This is a genomic window from Halomonas sp. G15 (assembly GCF_021282295.1).
Taxonomy (GTDB): Bacteria; Pseudomonadota; Gammaproteobacteria; order Pseudomonadales; family Halomonadaceae; genus Halomonas; species Halomonas alimentaria.
On record NZ_JAJSPA010000035.1, the window covers coordinates 1 to 15,407 of the forward strand.

The following is a 15,407-nucleotide window of genomic DNA, read 5'->3' on the forward strand; positions in this document are numbered from 1 at the left end:
GAACTCAGCAGTGAAACCGCTCAGCGCCGATGGTAGTGTGGGGTCTCCCCATGTGAGAGTAGGTCATCGTCAGGCACTTATTCAGAAACCCCAGCCCATGGCTGGGGTTTCGTCGTTCCAGGGGTCTCCCCATGGAGAGTAGCGGAGCGCCGCCCGGATCATCGTCAGGCACTTATTAAGAAAAGCCCCGATCATCATGAGATGGTCGGGGCTTTTTTGCGTTCGTAGGAGGGGAGGTCAGCACGCGGTCCTGGGCCCTGATGGCCGAGGTTAGACTTTAGTCTTTATACCAAGGTATAATGTTCTCCATTATCAATAGAGCCAGAGGTCCTTGTCATGATCAAGTCGGTCGAAGCCTTCCCTACCATCTGGGACCGCAGCGGAACCTCACGCCGTGTCGTAAAGCCTCTTCTGCGCGGCGTGTGGCGTGGAATGATCAAGCTGGCTGAAGCTCAGTGCGCTGCACATGCCCGCCGTGGTTTCATGCCCCACGTCTAAGCCTCGTCGCTTGCCGAGCCGGTCGGCGATACAGGCAACAACAGAAAAGCCCGGACCATGTGGTCCGGGCTTTTGCGTAGTGATGCTTCGGGGAGTGTGTGTTACACCACGCCCTGGTCGATCATCGCATCGGCCACCTTGCGGAAACCGGCAATGTTGGCACCCAGCACCAGGTTGGTGGGTTCGCCGAACTCCTCGGCGGTATCGGCGCACTGGCGGTGAATATTGGCCATGATCTCCTTGAGCTTCTCGTCGACCTTCTCCAGCGGCCACTGCTCCATGCTGCTGTTCTGGGCCATCTCCAGCTGGCTGGTCGCCACACCGCCGGCATTGGCAGCCTTGCCGGGTCCGTAGGCGATCTTCGCCTCGAGGAAGCGGTCCACGGCATCTGCGGTGGAGGGCATGTTGGCGCCTTCGCTGATGCAGTAGACGCCGTTGTCCAGCAGGGCCTGGGCGTCGTCGGCGGTGAGTTCGTTCTGGGTGGCGCAGGGGAAGGCGGCATCGGCCTTGATACGCCAGACCGCGTGGCCACCCTCGGGGTACTCGCCGGCCGGAATGTAGGTCGCTTCGGGGTGCTGCTCCAGATAGGCCTCCAGCGAAGCGCGCTTGACCTCCTTGAGCTCCTTGAGCAGGTCAAGGTCGATGCCGCGGGCGTCATGCAGGGTGCCGCGGGAGTCGGAGCAGGTCACCGGCTTGGCGCCCATCTCGTAGAGCTTCTCGATGGTGTAGATCGCCACGTTACCGGCGCCGGAGACCAGGCAGGTCTTGCCTTCTAGGGTCTTGCCGAGGGCTTCCAGCATGTTCTGGGCGAAGTAGACCGCGCCGTAGCCGGTGGCCTCCTTGCGACCGATGGAGCCGCCCCAGTCCAGCCCCTTGCCGGTGAGTACGCCCTCATAGCGGCCGGTCAGGCGCTTGTACTGGCCGTAGAGGTAGCCGATCTCACGGCCGCCGACACCGATGTCGCCAGCGGGGACGTCGGTGTGCGGGCCGATATGCCGATACAGCTCGGACATGAAGGCCTGGCAGAAGCGCATGATCTCGCCATCGGACTTGCCCTTGGGGTCGAAGTCCGAGCCGCCCTTGCCGCCACCGATGGGCAGGCCGGTGAGGGCATTCTTGAAGATCTGCTCGAAGCCGAGGAACTTGATGGTGCCGGAGGTGACACTGGGGTGGAAGCGCAGCCCACCCTTGTAGGGGCCCAGCGCCGAGTTGAACTGGATGCGGTAACCCTTGTTCACCTGGACGCGGCCGTCGTCGTCGGTCCAGCAGATGCGGAACATGATCTGGCGCTCGGGTTCCACGATGCGCTCGATGATGCTGTGATCCAGGTAGTGGGGGCTGTGCTGGAACAGCGGACGCAGGCACTCCAGGACTTCCTCGGCGGCCTGGTAGAACTCGGTCTGGGCAGGGCTGCTCTTGCGAAGGTTTTCCAGGGTATCGTGAACGTAGGGCATCATCGTTTCCTGTGTGAGTGAATGTGCCGGCCGCAACAGGCCAATCTGAAAGTGGTTTCCACGGGCAACGACTATATAGCAATGCACCATTATGCAGCAAATGTATGGGTCATGCGCTCGTTAGACATTGTTATGAGCCAAACACGCTTGTAAATCCGGAAAACACTTGCACCCAATTCATGCATCGATATTTCTTCATAGATGGTTTTTAAACGCAGGTTGCGTGATGTCTGCAATCCTTTACCGGCTTTCCTCGTGGGAAGCGTGGTGCTAAGGTGCTTCGCCCCCGGTTGCCCCGGCAGGGGCGGGGCCATAGGCATACACAGAAACAAGGTGCGGCATGGAGATGACGATGACTTACCCGGGGGAGCTGCTCTGTTACTGTCGTCCTGGTTTCGAGCCCGACCTGGCAGCCGAGCTGGCCGACAAGGTCGCGGCGCTCGGCAGAGAAGGTGAGGCTCACTACACGCAGGGCGATGGCTTCGTGCGTTTCCTGCTGCCTGAAGGCGAGGCAGCCAACGGCCTGCATCGTGACCTGCCGCTGACAGGGCTGGTCTTCGCCCGGCAGAGCCTGGTGGCTCTGCCACCACTGATGCTGACGCGTGATGACCGGCTCACGCCGATCATCGACCAGGTGGTGGCCAGCGGCTGGAGCTTCGAGAGCCTGTGGCAGGAGACCCCGGACACCAACGAGGGCAAGGCGCTGTCCGGGCTGGCCAAGGCGCTGGAGAGGCCGCTGACCTCGCTGCTGACCAAGCGCAAGGCACTGCGTCGCAAGGCCGGCGGGCGGCGGCTCCATCTGCTGTGGAGTGCCGGTGATCGTGTGCAGCTGGGCATGAGTTTTCCCGGCAATCGCAGCGAGCTGCCGGGCGGCATTCGTCGCCTGCGCTTCCCGAAAGCGGCGCCCAGCCGTTCCACCCTCAAGCTGGAGGAGGCGTGGCATGAGTTCGTGCCGCGCGCTGAGTGGGACGAGCGTCTCGGTCAGGGCATGCAGGCGGCGGATCTGGGGGCGGCGCCCGGCGGCTGGACCTGGCAGCTGGTGCAGCGCGGCATGCATGTCTACGCCATCGACAATGGCCCCATGGACAAGGCACTGATGGCTACCGGGCAGGTCGAGCACCTGCACGAGGATGGATTTACCTGGGAGCCCCCGTATCGCCTCGACTGGCTGGTCTGCGATATCGTCGACAAGCCGTCACGGGTCGAGGCGATGGTGGAGCGCTGGCTGGTTCGGCGCTGGTGCCGAGAGGCGGTCTTCAACCTCAAGTTGCCGATGAAGCGACGCTGGCCCGAAGTGGAAGCCTGCCTGGGGCGGCTCGCCGAGGCGCTGGAGGCTGCCAGGGTCGACGCCGAGATTGCCTGCCGTCACCTCTACCATGATCGTGAAGAGGTGACGGTGCATGTGCGCCTGAGGGGGTGATGCTCAGTGGGCGGTGGGCTCGTAGATGCGGATGCGCTCCTCCTCGGTCAGCAGTGGCAGCAGCCGCTGCATCACCCGGGTGCGGGTCTCGCTGGAGTACCACTCCTTCCAGGCGCGCATGTCGCGCCACTTGGTGATCATCAGACGCCGGTCGCTGTGCCCCAGTTCCACGAGACTCTCGCCACCCACGAAGCCCCTGGCGCCCAGGGACTCACGCATGGCCTCGCGGGCGGCCTCCTCGTACTCCTCCTCGAGACCGGGCATGATACGGCGTTCGATAATGATCTTGATCATCTTGCAGGCTCCGACTGATTTCTTAAGCAACCCACGAGGTCCTCGATGGCGGAGATACCCGACTTTCACGCCGAACTCGATACCACCGGGCTCTACTGTCCCGAGCCGATAATGCTGATGCACAACAAGGTCCGCGATATGCAGGCGGGCGAAGTGCTGAAGGTGATTGCCAGCGATCCGGCCACCACCCGCGACGTGCCCAGATTCTGCCAGTTCCTGGGCCATGAGCTGGTCGATCAGCGGCAGCTCGGGGACAGCTACCTCTACTTTATCCGGTTAGGCTAATTCTGTCCCGGCCCTGTTGGTCAGGTTCCGGGGTCGCTCTCCGGCATCACCATCAGGGCCAGTGCCTCCAGGGTCGCAGGGTCTTCCTGACGGATGCGGTTGGCGATCTGACGCTGGAAGAAGTAGACCAGTCGGTGGCGGCTGTGTCCGGGATAGAGGCAGGCATCGCCGAGCAGGATGGGCGTCTCCTCGACGCGGCGCTCGTCGGCCAGCAGCGCTTCGATCTTTCCGTCGCTGTAGAGGCGCCAGCCGAACACCTGCTTTAGCTGCCAGGGTGCATCGCCGTCGTCCATGCACAGGGCATGGGTGCCCTGAATCTCGGGCAACTGCTGGATCAGGGTGACCTGCTCGGTCTCCTCATAGTCGAAGTAGTTCGCGGCGTGCTCCAGCTCCATCAGCTTGTGCTCCGGCGCTACCTCGAACAGCTCTTCGGTCTCGGGGTCTCGGTAGCCGACGAAGCGGCCGTGCTCGTCGTCATCGAGGCGATGGCAGGGCGTCAACGACTCCATCCACGCCACCAGTCCGACCACTTCACCATCCTCGCGCAGGCCCCAGGCCAGCAGCGGCATGCCATACAGGGTGTCCGGGCTGGAATCCAGGCGATACACCATCTCGAGCCCATCGAGTTCCGGTGCCAGTCGTATCAGGCGGCGTCTGGCCTGCTGACGCTGGCGCCTTGCTTCCAGGTCGATGACCCGGGCGGAGCGGGGTGACAGCTGGGTTCCCATGGCGTCTCTCCAGGTGCTGCTTGATCACGGGACCGGGCCGGGTGGCGGGCTCCCCGGGCCGGCGCGAAAGCGCTCTGCGTCACTCAGGCACCACCAATAGCATAGACCCACCCCCAGGTTAAGCCCTGTGGCATTGGCTCACCGTCGGGATAGCCGCTCAACAGCGCGATGCCAGGCGATGTCGCCGCTCCAGATGGCCTTGCATGGCCTGGCGAAAGCGGGGTAAAGGCGCCGCGTTGCGCTGTCGCGAGAGCCACGCCTGGCGGTACGCCTCCACGTCGTCGGGCGGCGCTTTCAGGCTGGCGAAGAGCGGTTCCAGGCCGGTGAGCCAGGCCGCGGCCGCGTCATCCAGTGCCTCCAGCCAGGCGGCGAGCCGTCGGGCCTCGGGGGTCTGCTGCAGGTCGGCGGTGAAATCTCCTGTGGGGCAGTGCCCGGGGGTGGAGAGTGCCCGGTCGAGCAGGGCATTGGCTTCAGTGAGGCGCTGTTCGGCGAGCAGCAGGGTGCGCAGCAGCTCTGCCGTGTAGGGGCGGTCGTTGAGTGCCTGCAGGTGGTCCTCTAGCCTATCAGGGCTGGGTAGCGGTCGGTCTGCCTCGAAGGGGGCTCGGCTCAGCTCGTGGAGATAGTCGAGGGCTGCCAGCTGCTCGCCTGGAGGCGCCAGTGCTTCCGGTGCCAGGGCGGAGCTGACCCGCGAGAAGCTCTGCGCCCACTCCTCCGACCCGAACAACCCGTTCCAGATCGCGCGGGGCAGTTGCTCGCGCTTGGTCACGGTGAGCCGCTCTAGGCGGGCGAGGTCGTTTGCGGCGAGGCGCTCCGCCACCTTGCCCGACAGGCATGACTCCAAGCGTCGCCAGAGCTCGAGCTCGTATTGCCAGCGCTGGCTGGCCGGTGCCACACGGCCCAGGGTGCTGTTGCGCTCGGCGACCAGGGTGGTGATGTGGCATTCGCGCAGGGCGTGGATGTCGAGCATGCCTTCGCGGGTCTCGGGAATGCTCACGCGGCGTTCGCGCAGTTCGGGGAAGGCGCCGATATTGCGGGGCTTGGCGTGCTTGGGAGGTGCCAGTTCGAGCCGCTCGGCGAGGGCTCGCTGGTAGTCGCGGAGCAGGCGGTCACTGGCGTCGTTGCCGCCGCAGCCGACCAGGCTTACCGCCAGGACGATGCCCACGCCGCCGCGGCGCAGGATGTCAGGGATGGAGCGGGTCGCGTTCGCCATGGGCCACCGCCTTGCCGATTCGTCTCAGTCGCTCGCCGAGCATCACCGCGGCAGCGGTGAGCCCGCCGATCAGGCCGATCCAGTAGCCGTGCACACCGAGAGGCTCGACGAGTCCGGGAATGCCGCGGGTGCCCAGCCAGTGACCGCCGGCCATGCCCACCAGCCAGTAGGAAGCCAGCGTGATCATCATGATGATACGCGTATCCTTGTAGCCGCGCAGCGCACCGGCCAGGTTGACCTGCAGCGAATCGGAGACCTGGTAGACCATGGCCAGCAGCACCAGCGACAGGGCCAGGCTGGCCACTTCGGCGTCGCGGGTATAGAGGCCGATCACCGGTTCCGCGGTAAAGCGCAGCAGCAGGCCGTTGATCAGTGCCACGGCGAGGCAGACGGCGATGCCGTGCCAGGCCACCCGCCGAGCATAGCTCGGACGGCCCTGGCCGAGCACGTTGCCCACGCGCACGGTCAGCGCCATGCTCAACGACAGCGGCAGCATGAACAGGATGGACGTGTAGTTGAGCGCCACCTGATGGGCGGCCACGGTGATCTCACCCAGGCTGGCGATGAACAGGGCGATCAGCGTGAACAGCGTGACCTCGACGAAGATCGCCACGCCGATGGGCAGCCCCACGTAGAGCAGCTCGCCGATCATCCGCCGCCTAGGGGGGCTGGGGGCATGCCATAGCGAGACCTCGCCATAGGCTCGTGAGTGGCGGGTGTAGAGCACCATGGCCAGGCACATGGTCCACAGCGACAGCGCCGTGGCGATGCCGCAGCCCAGCGCACCCAGCGCTGGCAGCGCCTGGATCCAGCCCGGGAGCCAGCTGCCCAGCAGGTCGCTGAGACCCTCGCCGCCGTAGATCAGCACGAAGTTGCTGGGCACATTGACCGCGAGGCCCAGCAGGCTGATCCACAGCGAGGGACGGGTGTGATTCATGCCGTCGGAGAAGGCGCGAAGGGCCTGGAAGAGTGCGGCTCCGGGCATGCCGAAGGCGACCGCGAAGAGGTAGCTGCGGGAGCGCTCCGCCACCGCTTCGGGCACGTCCATCAGGGTGAAGATCGGGCCCACCGCGAACCACAGCAGGGTAGCGGCCAGCGCCCCCAGTGCCAGGGCCACCCACAATCCCTGGTGCACGTTGGGGCCGATCTCGCCGCTGCGTCGGCCACCCAGCAGCTGAGCGACGATGGGCGTCAGCCCCATCAGGGTACCGGTCATGAACAGCATCAGTGGCAGCCACAGGCTGGAGCCCACCGATACCGCCGCCAGGTCGGTGGCGCTCAGGCGCCCGGTCATCATCACGTCGGCCACGCTCATGCCGGCCTGGGCCAGCTGGGCACCGCAGATTGGCAGGGCCAGCACCAGCAGCGGGCGCGTCTCGCGGCGTGCGGTGTCGAGGAGGGTGGCAAGCGGGCGGCTCAAGGGGTGCGCTCCATGCGGCCGGGAAGGGCGCTCATGCTAGCAAGGCCGAGCGTTTTTTACCCGTCTGGCGACGGGTATACTGGCGGCTTACCCATGACCACGGAGGCCGCGTGACACACCGCCTCGAGGACATCATCGCCCTGTTCGACGGCCTGTTCGAGGAGACTTACCGGACTCGCCTGGTACGCGGGGGGGATGAGCCCCTCTACCTGCCCGCCGACGCCGAGAGCCCCTGGCATCGAGTGATCTTCGCCCGCGGCTTCTTCACCAGCGCGCTGCACGAGATCAGCCACTGGTGCATCGCCGGCGCACGGCGCCGCGAGCTGGAGGATTACGGTTACTGGTACCTGCCCGACGGCCGGGACGCCGACCAGCAGGGTGACTTCGAGGCCGTGGAGGTGGCGCCCCAGGCGCTGGAACTGCTCTTCTCCCGGGCCTGTGGGCTGCGCTTTCACGTCAGCGTCGACAACCTCGACGGCGATGCCGAAGTGGATCGCGACGCCTTCCATGCCAAGGTCGAGGCACGTGCCCGGCGCTATCTGAGCGAGGGCCTGCCACTTCGGGCCGAGGCGCTGCGCACTGCGCTGGCGACCTTCTACCGCGACGGCGCAGCACTCGACGAGGCGCTGGCGGCCGGTCGCGACCGGCTGCAGGTCGAGCCGGCCTGAAGCGTTGGCAAGCGTGAGTCGGCGGGTGCTGTTCGCAGCGGCCGCGAGCGGGCTAGGGTGTATGTTTTATCGCTGGCCGATGGAGTCACCGTGTACCCCGATCCGCACCCGCAGGAGCAACGCTTCCTCGAGGCCCTGGGCCAGGACGACTGGCCCGCTGCCGAGCAGGCCCTGAGCCTGGCGCAGGCAGGACTCTCCCCCGAGGCCCTGATCGAGCTGTTCGAATCGCAGCTGATGAGCCGCCACCTGGACCTCCAGGCGCGCCGCCTGCAGGCGCGTGGCGAGGCCTTCTACACCATCGGCAGCGCCGGCCACGAGGGCAATGCCGCCGTGGCCATGGCGCTGCGACACACCGACCCCGCCTTCCTCCATTACCGTGATGCGGCCTTCTTCATCCAGCGCGCACGCATGGTGCCGGGTCAGGATCCGCTGCGCGATCTGCTGCTGAGCTTCGCGGCCTGTGCCGAGGACCCGATCTCCGGTGGCCGCCACAAGGTGCTGGGCTCCAGGGTGCTCAATGTGCCGCCCCAGACCAGCACCATCGCCTCCCACCTGCCCAAGGCCATGGGCACCGCCCACTCCCTGGCCCTGACGAAACGCCTGGGAGTCGCGGGCCAGTGGCCCCATGACGGGGTGGTGCTGTGCAGCTTCGGGGACGCCTCCTTCAACCACTCCACCGCCCAGGGGGCGCTCAATGCCGCGGCCTGGAGCGCCTACCAGGGCTTGCCGATGCCGCTGGTGTGGCTCTGCGAGGACAATGGCATCGGCATTTCGACCCCCACGCCCGCCGGGTGGATCGCGGCGAGCATGACGTCACGCCCCGGCGTTCACTACCTGGCCTGCGATGGCCTCGACCTGCTCGATACCTGGCGGGCGTCACGCGAGGCGGTGCATATCGCGCGCACCCGGCGGCGGCCGGTGTTCCTGCATATGCGCTGCGTACGGCTCTTCGGCCACGCCGGCTCCGATGCCCAGCAGGCGTATCTTTCTCCCGCGCGCATCCAGGCCGACGAGGCCCGCGACCCGCTGCTGGTCACCGCCGGTCTGTTGCGCCGCCACGGCGTCCTGAGTCGCGACGCCATCGCCGAGCGCTATCATGACCTGCGTGAGCAGGTGGCGCGCCGTGCCGAGGAGGCGATCGGCCGTCCGCGTCTGACGAGTGCGGAGCAGGTGATGGCGAGTATCGTGCCGCCGCCTCGGCCGTCGCGTATCGCGCCCTGGCAGGGCACGGTCGATGTCACCCCCGACACCCTGGCGCGGCATCTCAATCGCGCCCTGGAGCGGCTGATGGGCCGCTACCCGCACCTGGTCATGGCGGGTGAGGACATCGGTCGCAAGGGCGGCGTCTACGGGGTGACCCAGAAGCTGCAGGCGCGATTCGGGGCGCATCGGGTGATCGATACCCTGCTCGACGAGCAGAGCATCCTGGGGCTCGGCATCGGCATGGCCCAGAATGGCCTGGTTCCGATCCTGGAGATCCAGTTCCTGGCCTACCTGCATAACGCCGAGGACCAGCTGCGCGGCGAGGCGGCCACGCTCAGCTTCTTCTCCAGCGGGCAGTACACCAACCCCATGGTGGTGCGTATCGCCGGGCTGGGTTACCAGAAGGGCTTCGGGGGGCACTTCCACAACGACAATGCCATCGCCGTGCTGCGCGACATTCCGGGACTGCTGGTGGCCTGCCCCTCCAACGGGGCCGATGCGGTGGGGCTCCTGCAGGAGGCGGTTCGCCTGGCCGACGAGGAGCAGCGGGTGGTGGTGGTCATCGAGCCCATCGCCCTCTACCACACCCGCGACCTGCTCGCGGAGGGCGACGGCGCCTGGTGCTTCACCGATCCGGGGCCCGAACATCGCCTGGCGGTGGGTGAGCTGGGCCAGTGGGGCACCGGGCGGGACCTGGCCATCGTCACCTACGGCAACGGCGTCTACCTGTCGCGGCAGGCCGCGGAGCGGCTGCAGGCCGAGGGAATCGCGCTGCGCATCGTCGACCTGCGCTGGCTCACCGCCATCGACCACGATGCCGTGCATGCCGCCGTGGCCGACTGCGCGCGGGTACTGATCGTCGACGAGTGCCGTCGCTCTGGCTCGCCGAGCGAGGAGCTGGTGACCGGGCTGGTGGAGCGGGGGCTGGACGGCAGGCAGGTGATGCGACTCACCGCCGAGGACAGCTTCATTCCCCTGGGGCGCGCCGCCACCGTAACCCTGCCCGCCGCGGAGGACATCGTGGTGCGTACCCGGGAGCTGCTGGGGCGATAGCCGGTCGTTTAGTCCGCGTCGCCGCCGTTGAGCCGCTGATGCAGCCGCAGCATCACCTCTACCTCATGCTCCGGGCGCAGTGGCTCGAGGCCCAGTTCGCCGAACAGCTCGCCGCGTGCCCGCGACCAGTCGCCGGGGTCGAGGTCGTCATACAGGCTCTCCGCGGGGGCCAGTTCGACGAAGGGATCCAGCCCGTAGGTATCGAAGAGCCGTGACAGGGCCGCCTCGTCGTCGCCGACGCCGGCAGTGAACAGGGTGGCGCTGAAATGGTCGTTTTCCAGCTCGCGGATCACGTCCAGCGGGCTCACCCCCATGCTACCGAGTTCCTCGAGGCTGTAGCCGCCCAGCGAGACCAGCTCGGCCTCCAGCCACTCGTCCTCGGGCTGGATCAGGGTGTGCTTGACGCGGCCATCGGGCAGCGTCCAGGCGATCGCCAGCGGCAGCCCGCCCTCATCGCCGGTCTCCACGGCGATAAAGCCGGGGATCGAAGTGTCATCGCCTTTGGGTGGCATGTCGGGTGTCCTCATGGTGTCGTGTCGCCGCGGCTCGCCTCGCGGGAAGCGTCGGCCGGCAGTCGGAAGAAGCGCCGGGCCGTTGTGGTCGTAGCCGCCGCCAGTTCGGCCTCGCTGTCGCCGCGCCAGTGGGCGATCTCGCGCAGGATCCAGGGCAGCAGCGCCGGCTCATGGCGTCTGCCCTTGAGTTTGGCAGGTAAGTTGCGCGGCAGCAGGTAGGGACAGTCGGTCTCCACCATCAGCCGCGTGGCGGGGATCTCCGCGACCAGCTCGCGCAGGTGGTGGCCACGGCGCTCGTCGCACAGCCAGCCGGTCAGGCCGATATGCAGGTCCAGATCGAGATAGCCGAACAGCGTTGCACGGTCGGCGGTGAAGCAGTGCACCACGGCATCGCCGATCTCGTCGCGCCATGCATGCAGCATCTCGCGCATGCGCTGGCCGGCGTCGCGCTCGTGGATGAACAGCGGCTTGCCGCTCTCCGCTGCCATCCCCAGCTGGGCCTCGAAGGCGCGCTCCTGCTCGGCGGGGGTCGAGAAGTTACGGTTGAAGTCGAGGCCACACTCGCCCACGGCCACCACCTCTGGCTGGCGCTGCAGCTCGGCCATGGCGGCGGCCAGTCCGGCATCCCAGCGGCTGGCATCGTGGGGGTGGACCCCGGCGGTGGCATGCAGTGCCAGGCCCTCGCCGGCGTACCGGCGGGCCATGGCTACCGCCTGCTCGGCGTGCTCGCGATCGGTGCCGGTGAGGATCAGTGTGGTCACGTTGGCCGCCCGGGCCCGGGCCAGCACCGCCGGCAGGTCCCGGGCAAAGCTGTCATGGGTCAGGTTGGCGCCGATGTCGACCAGCGGGCTGGGCGAGGTGAAGCGCAGCGCCTCGGGCAGGAAGTCATCGAAGGTGTCGGCCACGCCTTGGCTCCTGTGCAGTGGGGGTCGGCAGGGGGCGCTATTCTACCCGTCGGACGGAGGCCACGGCCACGTCCGGGCACGCTTGAGTTACACTGGGCGCCCTGTCGATCGAGGAGGACCCCGCGTGACCCTGCTACGTCTGGAACAGTTGCAACTGGCCTATGGTACCCATGTGCTTCTCGACGGCGCCGACCTGGTGCTGCAGAAGGGCGAGCGCCTGGCCCTGGTGGGGCGCAACGGCACCGGCAAGTCGACGCTGCTGCGCCTGGTGGCCGGCGAGATCCTGCCCGACGGCGGCAATATCTGGCGTGCTCCCGGGCTCAAGATCGGCGTGCTGGCCCAGGAGCTTCCCGAGGCCTCCGGCCAGACCATCTTCGACATGGTGGCGGGTGGACTGCCCGAGGCCGGCGAGCTGCTCTCCGAGTACCACCACCTGATCCATGAGGACGAGCCCGACATGCGCCGCATGGCCGAGCTGCAGACGCGGCTCGAGGCGATCGACGGCTGGTCCTTCCACCAGCGCATCGATGTGGTGCTGACCCGCCTCGGCCTGCCCGCCGAGGCCGAGATGGCAGACCTCTCCGGCGGCTGGCGTCGCCGTGTGGCGCTGGCCCGGGCGCTGGTCGCCGAGCCCGACCTGCTGCTGCTCGACGAGCCCACCAACCACCTCGACCTCGACACCATCGCCTGGCTGGAGGAGCAGCTGCTGGACTTCAATGGTGCCGTGCTCTTCATTACCCACGACCGTGCCTTCCTGTCGAGGCTGGCCACGGCGATCCTCGAACTCGATCGCGGGCGCCTGGGCCGCTATCCCGGGGAGTATGCCGCCTATCAGGCGCAGAAGAGCCATGAGCTGGAAGTCGAGGCCCGCGAGCATGCCGAATTCGACAAGAAGCTCGCCCAGGAGGAGGCCTGGATCCGCCAGGGCATCAAGGCCCGACGTACCCGCAACGAGGGCCGGGTCAGGGCACTGGAGCAGCTGCGCCGTGAGCGCAGCGAGCGCCGTGAGCGCCAGGGCAAGGCCGCGCTCTCCGTCGATAGCGGCGAGCGCAGCGGCAAGCGGGTAGTGAGCCTCGAGCACGTCACCCAGCGCTTTGCCGGCGAGCCGGTGATCCGCGACCTGTCGCTGGAGGTGCAGCGCGGCGACCGCATCGGCTTCATCGGCCGCAACGGTGCCGGCAAGACCACGCTGCTCAAGATCCTGCTCGGGGAGCTTGAACCGAGCGAGGGCAAGGTGCAGTTCGGGACCAAGCTGCAGGTGGCCTATTTCGACCAGCTGCGTGCCGGGCTGGAGCCCGAGAAGACCGTCTACGACAACGTCGCCCAGGGCAGCGACCGCATCAGCGTGGGCGGCCGCGACCGCCACGTGATGAGCTACCTGCAGGACTTCCTGTTCACCCCGGAGCGGGTGCGGCAGCCGGTCAAGGCGCTTTCCGGCGGCGAGTCCAATCGCCTGCTGCTGGCCAAGCTGTTCACCCAGCCCGCCAACGTGCTGGTCCTCGACGAGCCCACCAACGATCTCGACGTGGAGACCCTGGAGCTGCTCGAGGAGTTGCTGCTCGACTTCGACGGCACCCTGCTGCTGGTCTCCCACGACCGGGCCTTCATGGACAACGTGGTCACCAGCGTGCTGGCCTTCGAGGGCGAGGGTCGGGTGCGCGAATATGTGGGTGGCTACAGTGACTGGGTGCGCCAGGGCGGCAGTCTGCCGCCGGCCCCCTGGGAAGGGGCGGCGCGCCAGCACGCCGAGCCGGTGGCGGAGCCGTCGCCGGCGCCATCGGGGGGCACGACGGTTGTGGCCGAGGGGACGGAGAAGGCGGCGTTGGCCGCTGACAAGGGAGCCGCCAGGAAGCCCGCCAAGCTCTCCTACAAGCTGCAGCGCGAACTCGACGGCCTGCCGGCGGAGATCGAACGGCTTGAGGGGGAGGTCGCCGGGTTCGAGGCCCAGGTCGGTGACCCGGGCTTCTATCAGCGGGAGGCCAGTGAGGTGACCGCCACGCTGGAGGCCCTCGCCGCGCGGCAGGCCGAGCTCGATGCGGCCATGGAACGTTGGATGGAGCTGGAGGCCCAGGCGTCCGGCGAGGCATGAGAAAGGCGCCCCGGAGGGCGCCTAGAGAAATGGGCCGACAGTAGGCGATTACTCTTCGCTCTTCTCGCCCTTCTGGCCCACGCGCACGGCCAGCACGTCGCACTGGGCGCCGTGGAGCACGCCGGTGGAGGTTGAGCCCAGCAGCAGGGCAAAGCCGTGACGGCCATGGGAGCCGACCACGATCAGATCGACATCGTGCTCCTCGGCGAAACGGTGGATCTCGGTGTCGGGCATGCCCACCACTACGTGCTGGTCCTCCTTGGCCACGCGCGGGTCGGCGATCTCGGCGAGACGATGCTTGGCATGCTCGTCGAGCTGGTCCTGGATGCTGGTCAGGTCCATGGGGATGTCGCCGCCATAGGCGAAGCCCAGCGGCTCCAGGGTGTGCATGATGGAGAGCTTGGCCTGGTTGCGGTCGGCGATCTGGGCGGCGCGCTCCAGCACCCGGTGGGAATCCTTGGTCAGGTCGACGGCGACCAGGACGTGACGATATTCGTTGCTCATGGGAGGGCTCCTCGACAGATGTCGTGCGGTCTATGGTGATGCCATCACTCTAGGCCGGCTGATCCGGCAAGACAACGGTCTATATCAATCATTTCGCATTAACTCGAGGGGAGAGAGGCCGATGATCTGGCTATTTATCCTGCTGGTCATGCTGCTGGTGATCTCGCCGGTGATGTGGCTCAAGCCCAGCCCGCGACAGAAGCGTGTTGCGGCACTCCGCAACGCGGCCATGCAGACCGGGCTCAAGGTGACGCTGCAGGTGCCGCCGCTGCATGGCGACAAGGTGCCGATGCCGGCCTATCGCTGGCCCTATCCGCCACAGCGGCCGGGGCCGGATTTCATGCTGGTCCGCGGCTCGCATGCGGCCGCAGCGCTCAAGCCCTTCGCCCATGACTGGCGCTGGCGCAAGGAGCCGTTGCGGCCCCTGCCCGACGCGCTGGAGGCGAGACTCAAGCGGCTGCTGGAGCGGTTGCCCCAGGATGCCCTGGTGGTGGAGTCCGATACCCGGGCCTTGACACTGTGGTGGCATGAATCCCAGGGCTATGAGCGCTTCTCGACCTATCTCGAGGATTTCGAGGCCCTGCGTGATGGCCTGGCAGGGCGGCCCGATGACCCACAGGCATCCGGTCCGCCGGTGCCGCCCGCCGTCTAGCCGTGCGCCTCATTCTCCCGCGCCTGCAACGCCAGGCCATTGTCCTCGATGCGTGACAGCAGATCGGTCAGGGTGGTCACCTCGGACTCATCGAGGCCGGCGAGCATCTCGTTGCGTGCCTCTCGCACCACGTCGTCGATGCGCTCGAGCAGCGGCGTGGCCGCGGCGGTGAGATAGACGCGTTTGGTGCGACGGTCCTGGTCGCAGGGGCGGCGCTCCACCAGGCCCTGCTCGGAGAGCTGGTCGAGGGTACGCACCAGCGAGGGGGCCTCGACGCCGATGGCGCGGGCCAGGTCGCACTGGGGCTGGCCATCACCCAGCCGCCACAGGTGGTAGAGCGTGACCCAGCGGGTCTGGGTCAGTCCCAGGGGGGCGAGGCGCTCGTCGATGACCGCACGCCACAGGCGGGGCAAACGGCTGAGCTGGAACCCGATGTTCTCTTGCATGGACGTTGGGCCTTCGGTTCAGGAAATCTTCCTGAATTGTCGGAACCCACTGCGTGGATTGCAAGC

15 protein-coding genes and 1 rRNA gene are annotated in these 15,407 nt (G+C 67.1%); 7 read left to right on the plus strand and 9 right to left on the minus strand.

Annotated features, from left to right (window positions below; translation table 11 throughout):
- Positions 1–75, plus strand: a 5S ribosomal RNA gene (rrf, locus tag LWH48_RS18455); the annotation flags it as partial.
- A 524-nt stretch (positions 76–599) separates the two neighbouring features.
- Here the strand turns inward: rrf and gdhA are convergent.
- Positions 600–1,952, minus strand: a complete 1,353-nt coding sequence (gene gdhA / locus LWH48_RS14270) for an NADP-specific glutamate dehydrogenase (RefSeq protein ID WP_232913072.1) — start codon at positions 1,950–1,952, stop codon at positions 600–602.
- 346 nt (positions 1,953–2,298) lie between these two features.
- Here gdhA and rlmM point away from each other — a divergent pair, with 346 nt between their 5' ends.
- Entirely contained in the window at positions 2,299–3,372 is a 1,074-nt protein-coding gene (gene rlmM, locus LWH48_RS14275; protein WP_232913073.1) for a 23S rRNA (cytidine(2498)-2'-O)-methyltransferase RlmM, read from the plus strand.
- Positions 3,373–3,375: 3 nt separating this feature from the next.
- Here the strand turns inward: rlmM and LWH48_RS14280 are convergent, their stop codons facing one another.
- Positions 3,376–3,666, minus strand: a complete 291-nt coding sequence (locus LWH48_RS14280) for an antibiotic biosynthesis monooxygenase family protein (RefSeq protein WP_161432576.1) — start codon at positions 3,664–3,666, stop codon at positions 3,376–3,378.
- Between the two features lie 45 nt (positions 3,667–3,711).
- Between LWH48_RS14280 and tusA the strand changes: the two genes are divergently transcribed.
- On the plus strand, positions 3,712–3,951 hold the full coding sequence (tusA, locus tag LWH48_RS14285) for a sulfurtransferase TusA (RefSeq protein ID WP_161432577.1): 240 nt from the start codon (positions 3,712–3,714) through the stop codon (positions 3,949–3,951).
- A 20-nt stretch (positions 3,952–3,971) separates the two neighbouring features.
- Here the strand turns inward: tusA and LWH48_RS14290 are convergent, their stop codons facing one another.
- The 3 genes from LWH48_RS14290 to LWH48_RS14300 form a co-directional block, all read right to left on the minus strand.
- Positions 3,972–4,679 (minus strand): hypothetical protein, encoded by a 708-nt coding sequence (locus tag LWH48_RS14290; protein ID WP_232913074.1) that lies wholly within the window; start codon positions 4,677–4,679, stop codon positions 3,972–3,974.
- A 157-nt stretch (positions 4,680–4,836) separates the two neighbouring features.
- On the minus strand, positions 4,837–5,889 hold the full coding sequence (locus tag LWH48_RS14295; protein ID WP_232913075.1) for a DUF3080 family protein: 1,053 nt from the start codon (positions 5,887–5,889) through the stop codon (positions 4,837–4,839).
- Complete coding sequence (locus LWH48_RS14300) at positions 5,861–7,309, minus strand: MATE family efflux transporter (protein ID WP_232913076.1); 1,449 nt, start codon at positions 7,307–7,309, stop codon at positions 5,861–5,863. The genes LWH48_RS14295 and LWH48_RS14300 overlap by 29 nt, the downstream gene beginning before the upstream one ends.
- Before the next feature lie 110 nt (positions 7,310–7,419).
- Between LWH48_RS14300 and LWH48_RS14305 the strand changes: the two genes are divergently transcribed.
- On the plus strand, positions 7,420–7,977 hold the full coding sequence (locus tag LWH48_RS14305; RefSeq protein WP_232913077.1) for an elongation factor P hydroxylase: 558 nt from the start codon (positions 7,420–7,422) through the stop codon (positions 7,975–7,977).
- A 90-nt stretch (positions 7,978–8,067) separates the two neighbouring features.
- Positions 8,068–10,233: a thiamine pyrophosphate-dependent enzyme gene (locus tag LWH48_RS14310; RefSeq protein ID WP_232913078.1), complete on the plus strand. Its 2,166-nt coding sequence runs from the start codon at positions 8,068–8,070 to the stop codon at positions 10,231–10,233.
- A gap of 8 nt (positions 10,234–10,241) precedes the next feature.
- Here LWH48_RS14310 and LWH48_RS14315 read toward each other — a convergent pair whose 3' ends face one another.
- Positions 10,242–10,745 (minus strand): hypothetical protein, encoded by a 504-nt coding sequence (locus tag LWH48_RS14315; protein WP_232913079.1) that lies wholly within the window; start codon positions 10,743–10,745, stop codon positions 10,242–10,244.
- 11 nt (positions 10,746–10,756) lie between these two features.
- Positions 10,757–11,650 (minus strand): TatD family hydrolase, encoded by an 894-nt coding sequence (locus LWH48_RS14320; RefSeq protein ID WP_232913080.1) that lies wholly within the window; start codon positions 11,648–11,650, stop codon positions 10,757–10,759.
- Positions 11,651–11,774: 124 nt separating this feature from the next.
- Between LWH48_RS14320 and LWH48_RS14325 the strand changes: the two genes are divergently transcribed.
- A complete protein-coding gene (locus LWH48_RS14325) occupies positions 11,775–13,739 on the plus strand; it encodes an ATP-binding cassette domain-containing protein (protein ID WP_232913081.1) in 1,965 nt (654 codons plus the stop codon).
- A 48-nt stretch (positions 13,740–13,787) separates the two neighbouring features.
- Here LWH48_RS14325 and LWH48_RS14330 read toward each other — a convergent pair whose 3' ends face one another.
- Entirely contained in the window at positions 13,788–14,243 is a 456-nt protein-coding gene (locus LWH48_RS14330) for a universal stress protein (protein ID WP_161432585.1), read from the minus strand.
- 121 nt (positions 14,244–14,364) lie between these two features.
- Between LWH48_RS14330 and LWH48_RS14335 the strand changes: the two genes are divergently transcribed.
- Complete coding sequence (locus LWH48_RS14335) at positions 14,365–14,895, plus strand: preprotein translocase subunit YajC (RefSeq protein ID WP_232913082.1); 531 nt, start codon at positions 14,365–14,367, stop codon at positions 14,893–14,895.
- Here the strand turns inward: LWH48_RS14335 and slyA are convergent.
- On the minus strand, positions 14,892–15,341 hold the full coding sequence (slyA, locus tag LWH48_RS14340; protein WP_232913083.1) for a transcriptional regulator SlyA: 450 nt from the start codon (positions 15,339–15,341) through the stop codon (positions 14,892–14,894). The genes LWH48_RS14335 and slyA overlap by 4 nt on opposite strands.
- Positions 15,342–15,407 lie beyond the last annotated feature (66 nt).

Coding starts and splice junctions, on each gene's coding strand:
- LWH48_RS14330 (WP_161432585.1), bottom strand. CDS start 14,243: ATGAGCAACGAATATCGTCACGTCCTGGTCGCCGTCGACCTGACCAAG.
- tusA (WP_161432577.1), top strand. CDS start 3,712: ATGGCGGAGATACCCGACTTTCACGCCGAACTCGATACCACCGGGCTC.
- LWH48_RS14280 (WP_161432576.1), bottom strand. CDS start 3,666: ATGATCAAGATCATTATCGAACGCCGTATCATGCCCGGTCTCGAGGAG.
- LWH48_RS14295 (WP_232913075.1), bottom strand. CDS start 5,889: ATGGCGAACGCGACCCGCTCCATCCCTGACATCCTGCGCCGCGGCGGC.
- LWH48_RS14290 (WP_232913074.1), bottom strand. CDS start 4,679: ATGGGAACCCAGCTGTCACCCCGCTCCGCCCGGGTCATCGACCTGGAA.
- slyA (WP_232913083.1), bottom strand. CDS start 15,341: ATGCAAGAGAACATCGGGTTCCAGCTCAGCCGTTTGCCCCGCCTGTGG.
- rlmM (WP_232913073.1), top strand. CDS start 2,299: ATGACGATGACTTACCCGGGGGAGCTGCTCTGTTACTGTCGTCCTGGT.
- gdhA (WP_232913072.1), bottom strand. CDS start 1,952: ATGCCCTACGTTCACGATACCCTGGAAAACCTTCGCAAGAGCAGCCCT.
- LWH48_RS14315 (WP_232913079.1), bottom strand. CDS start 10,745: ATGCCACCCAAAGGCGATGACACTTCGATCCCCGGCTTTATCGCCGTG.
- LWH48_RS14335 (WP_232913082.1), top strand. CDS start 14,365: ATGATCTGGCTATTTATCCTGCTGGTCATGCTGCTGGTGATCTCGCCG.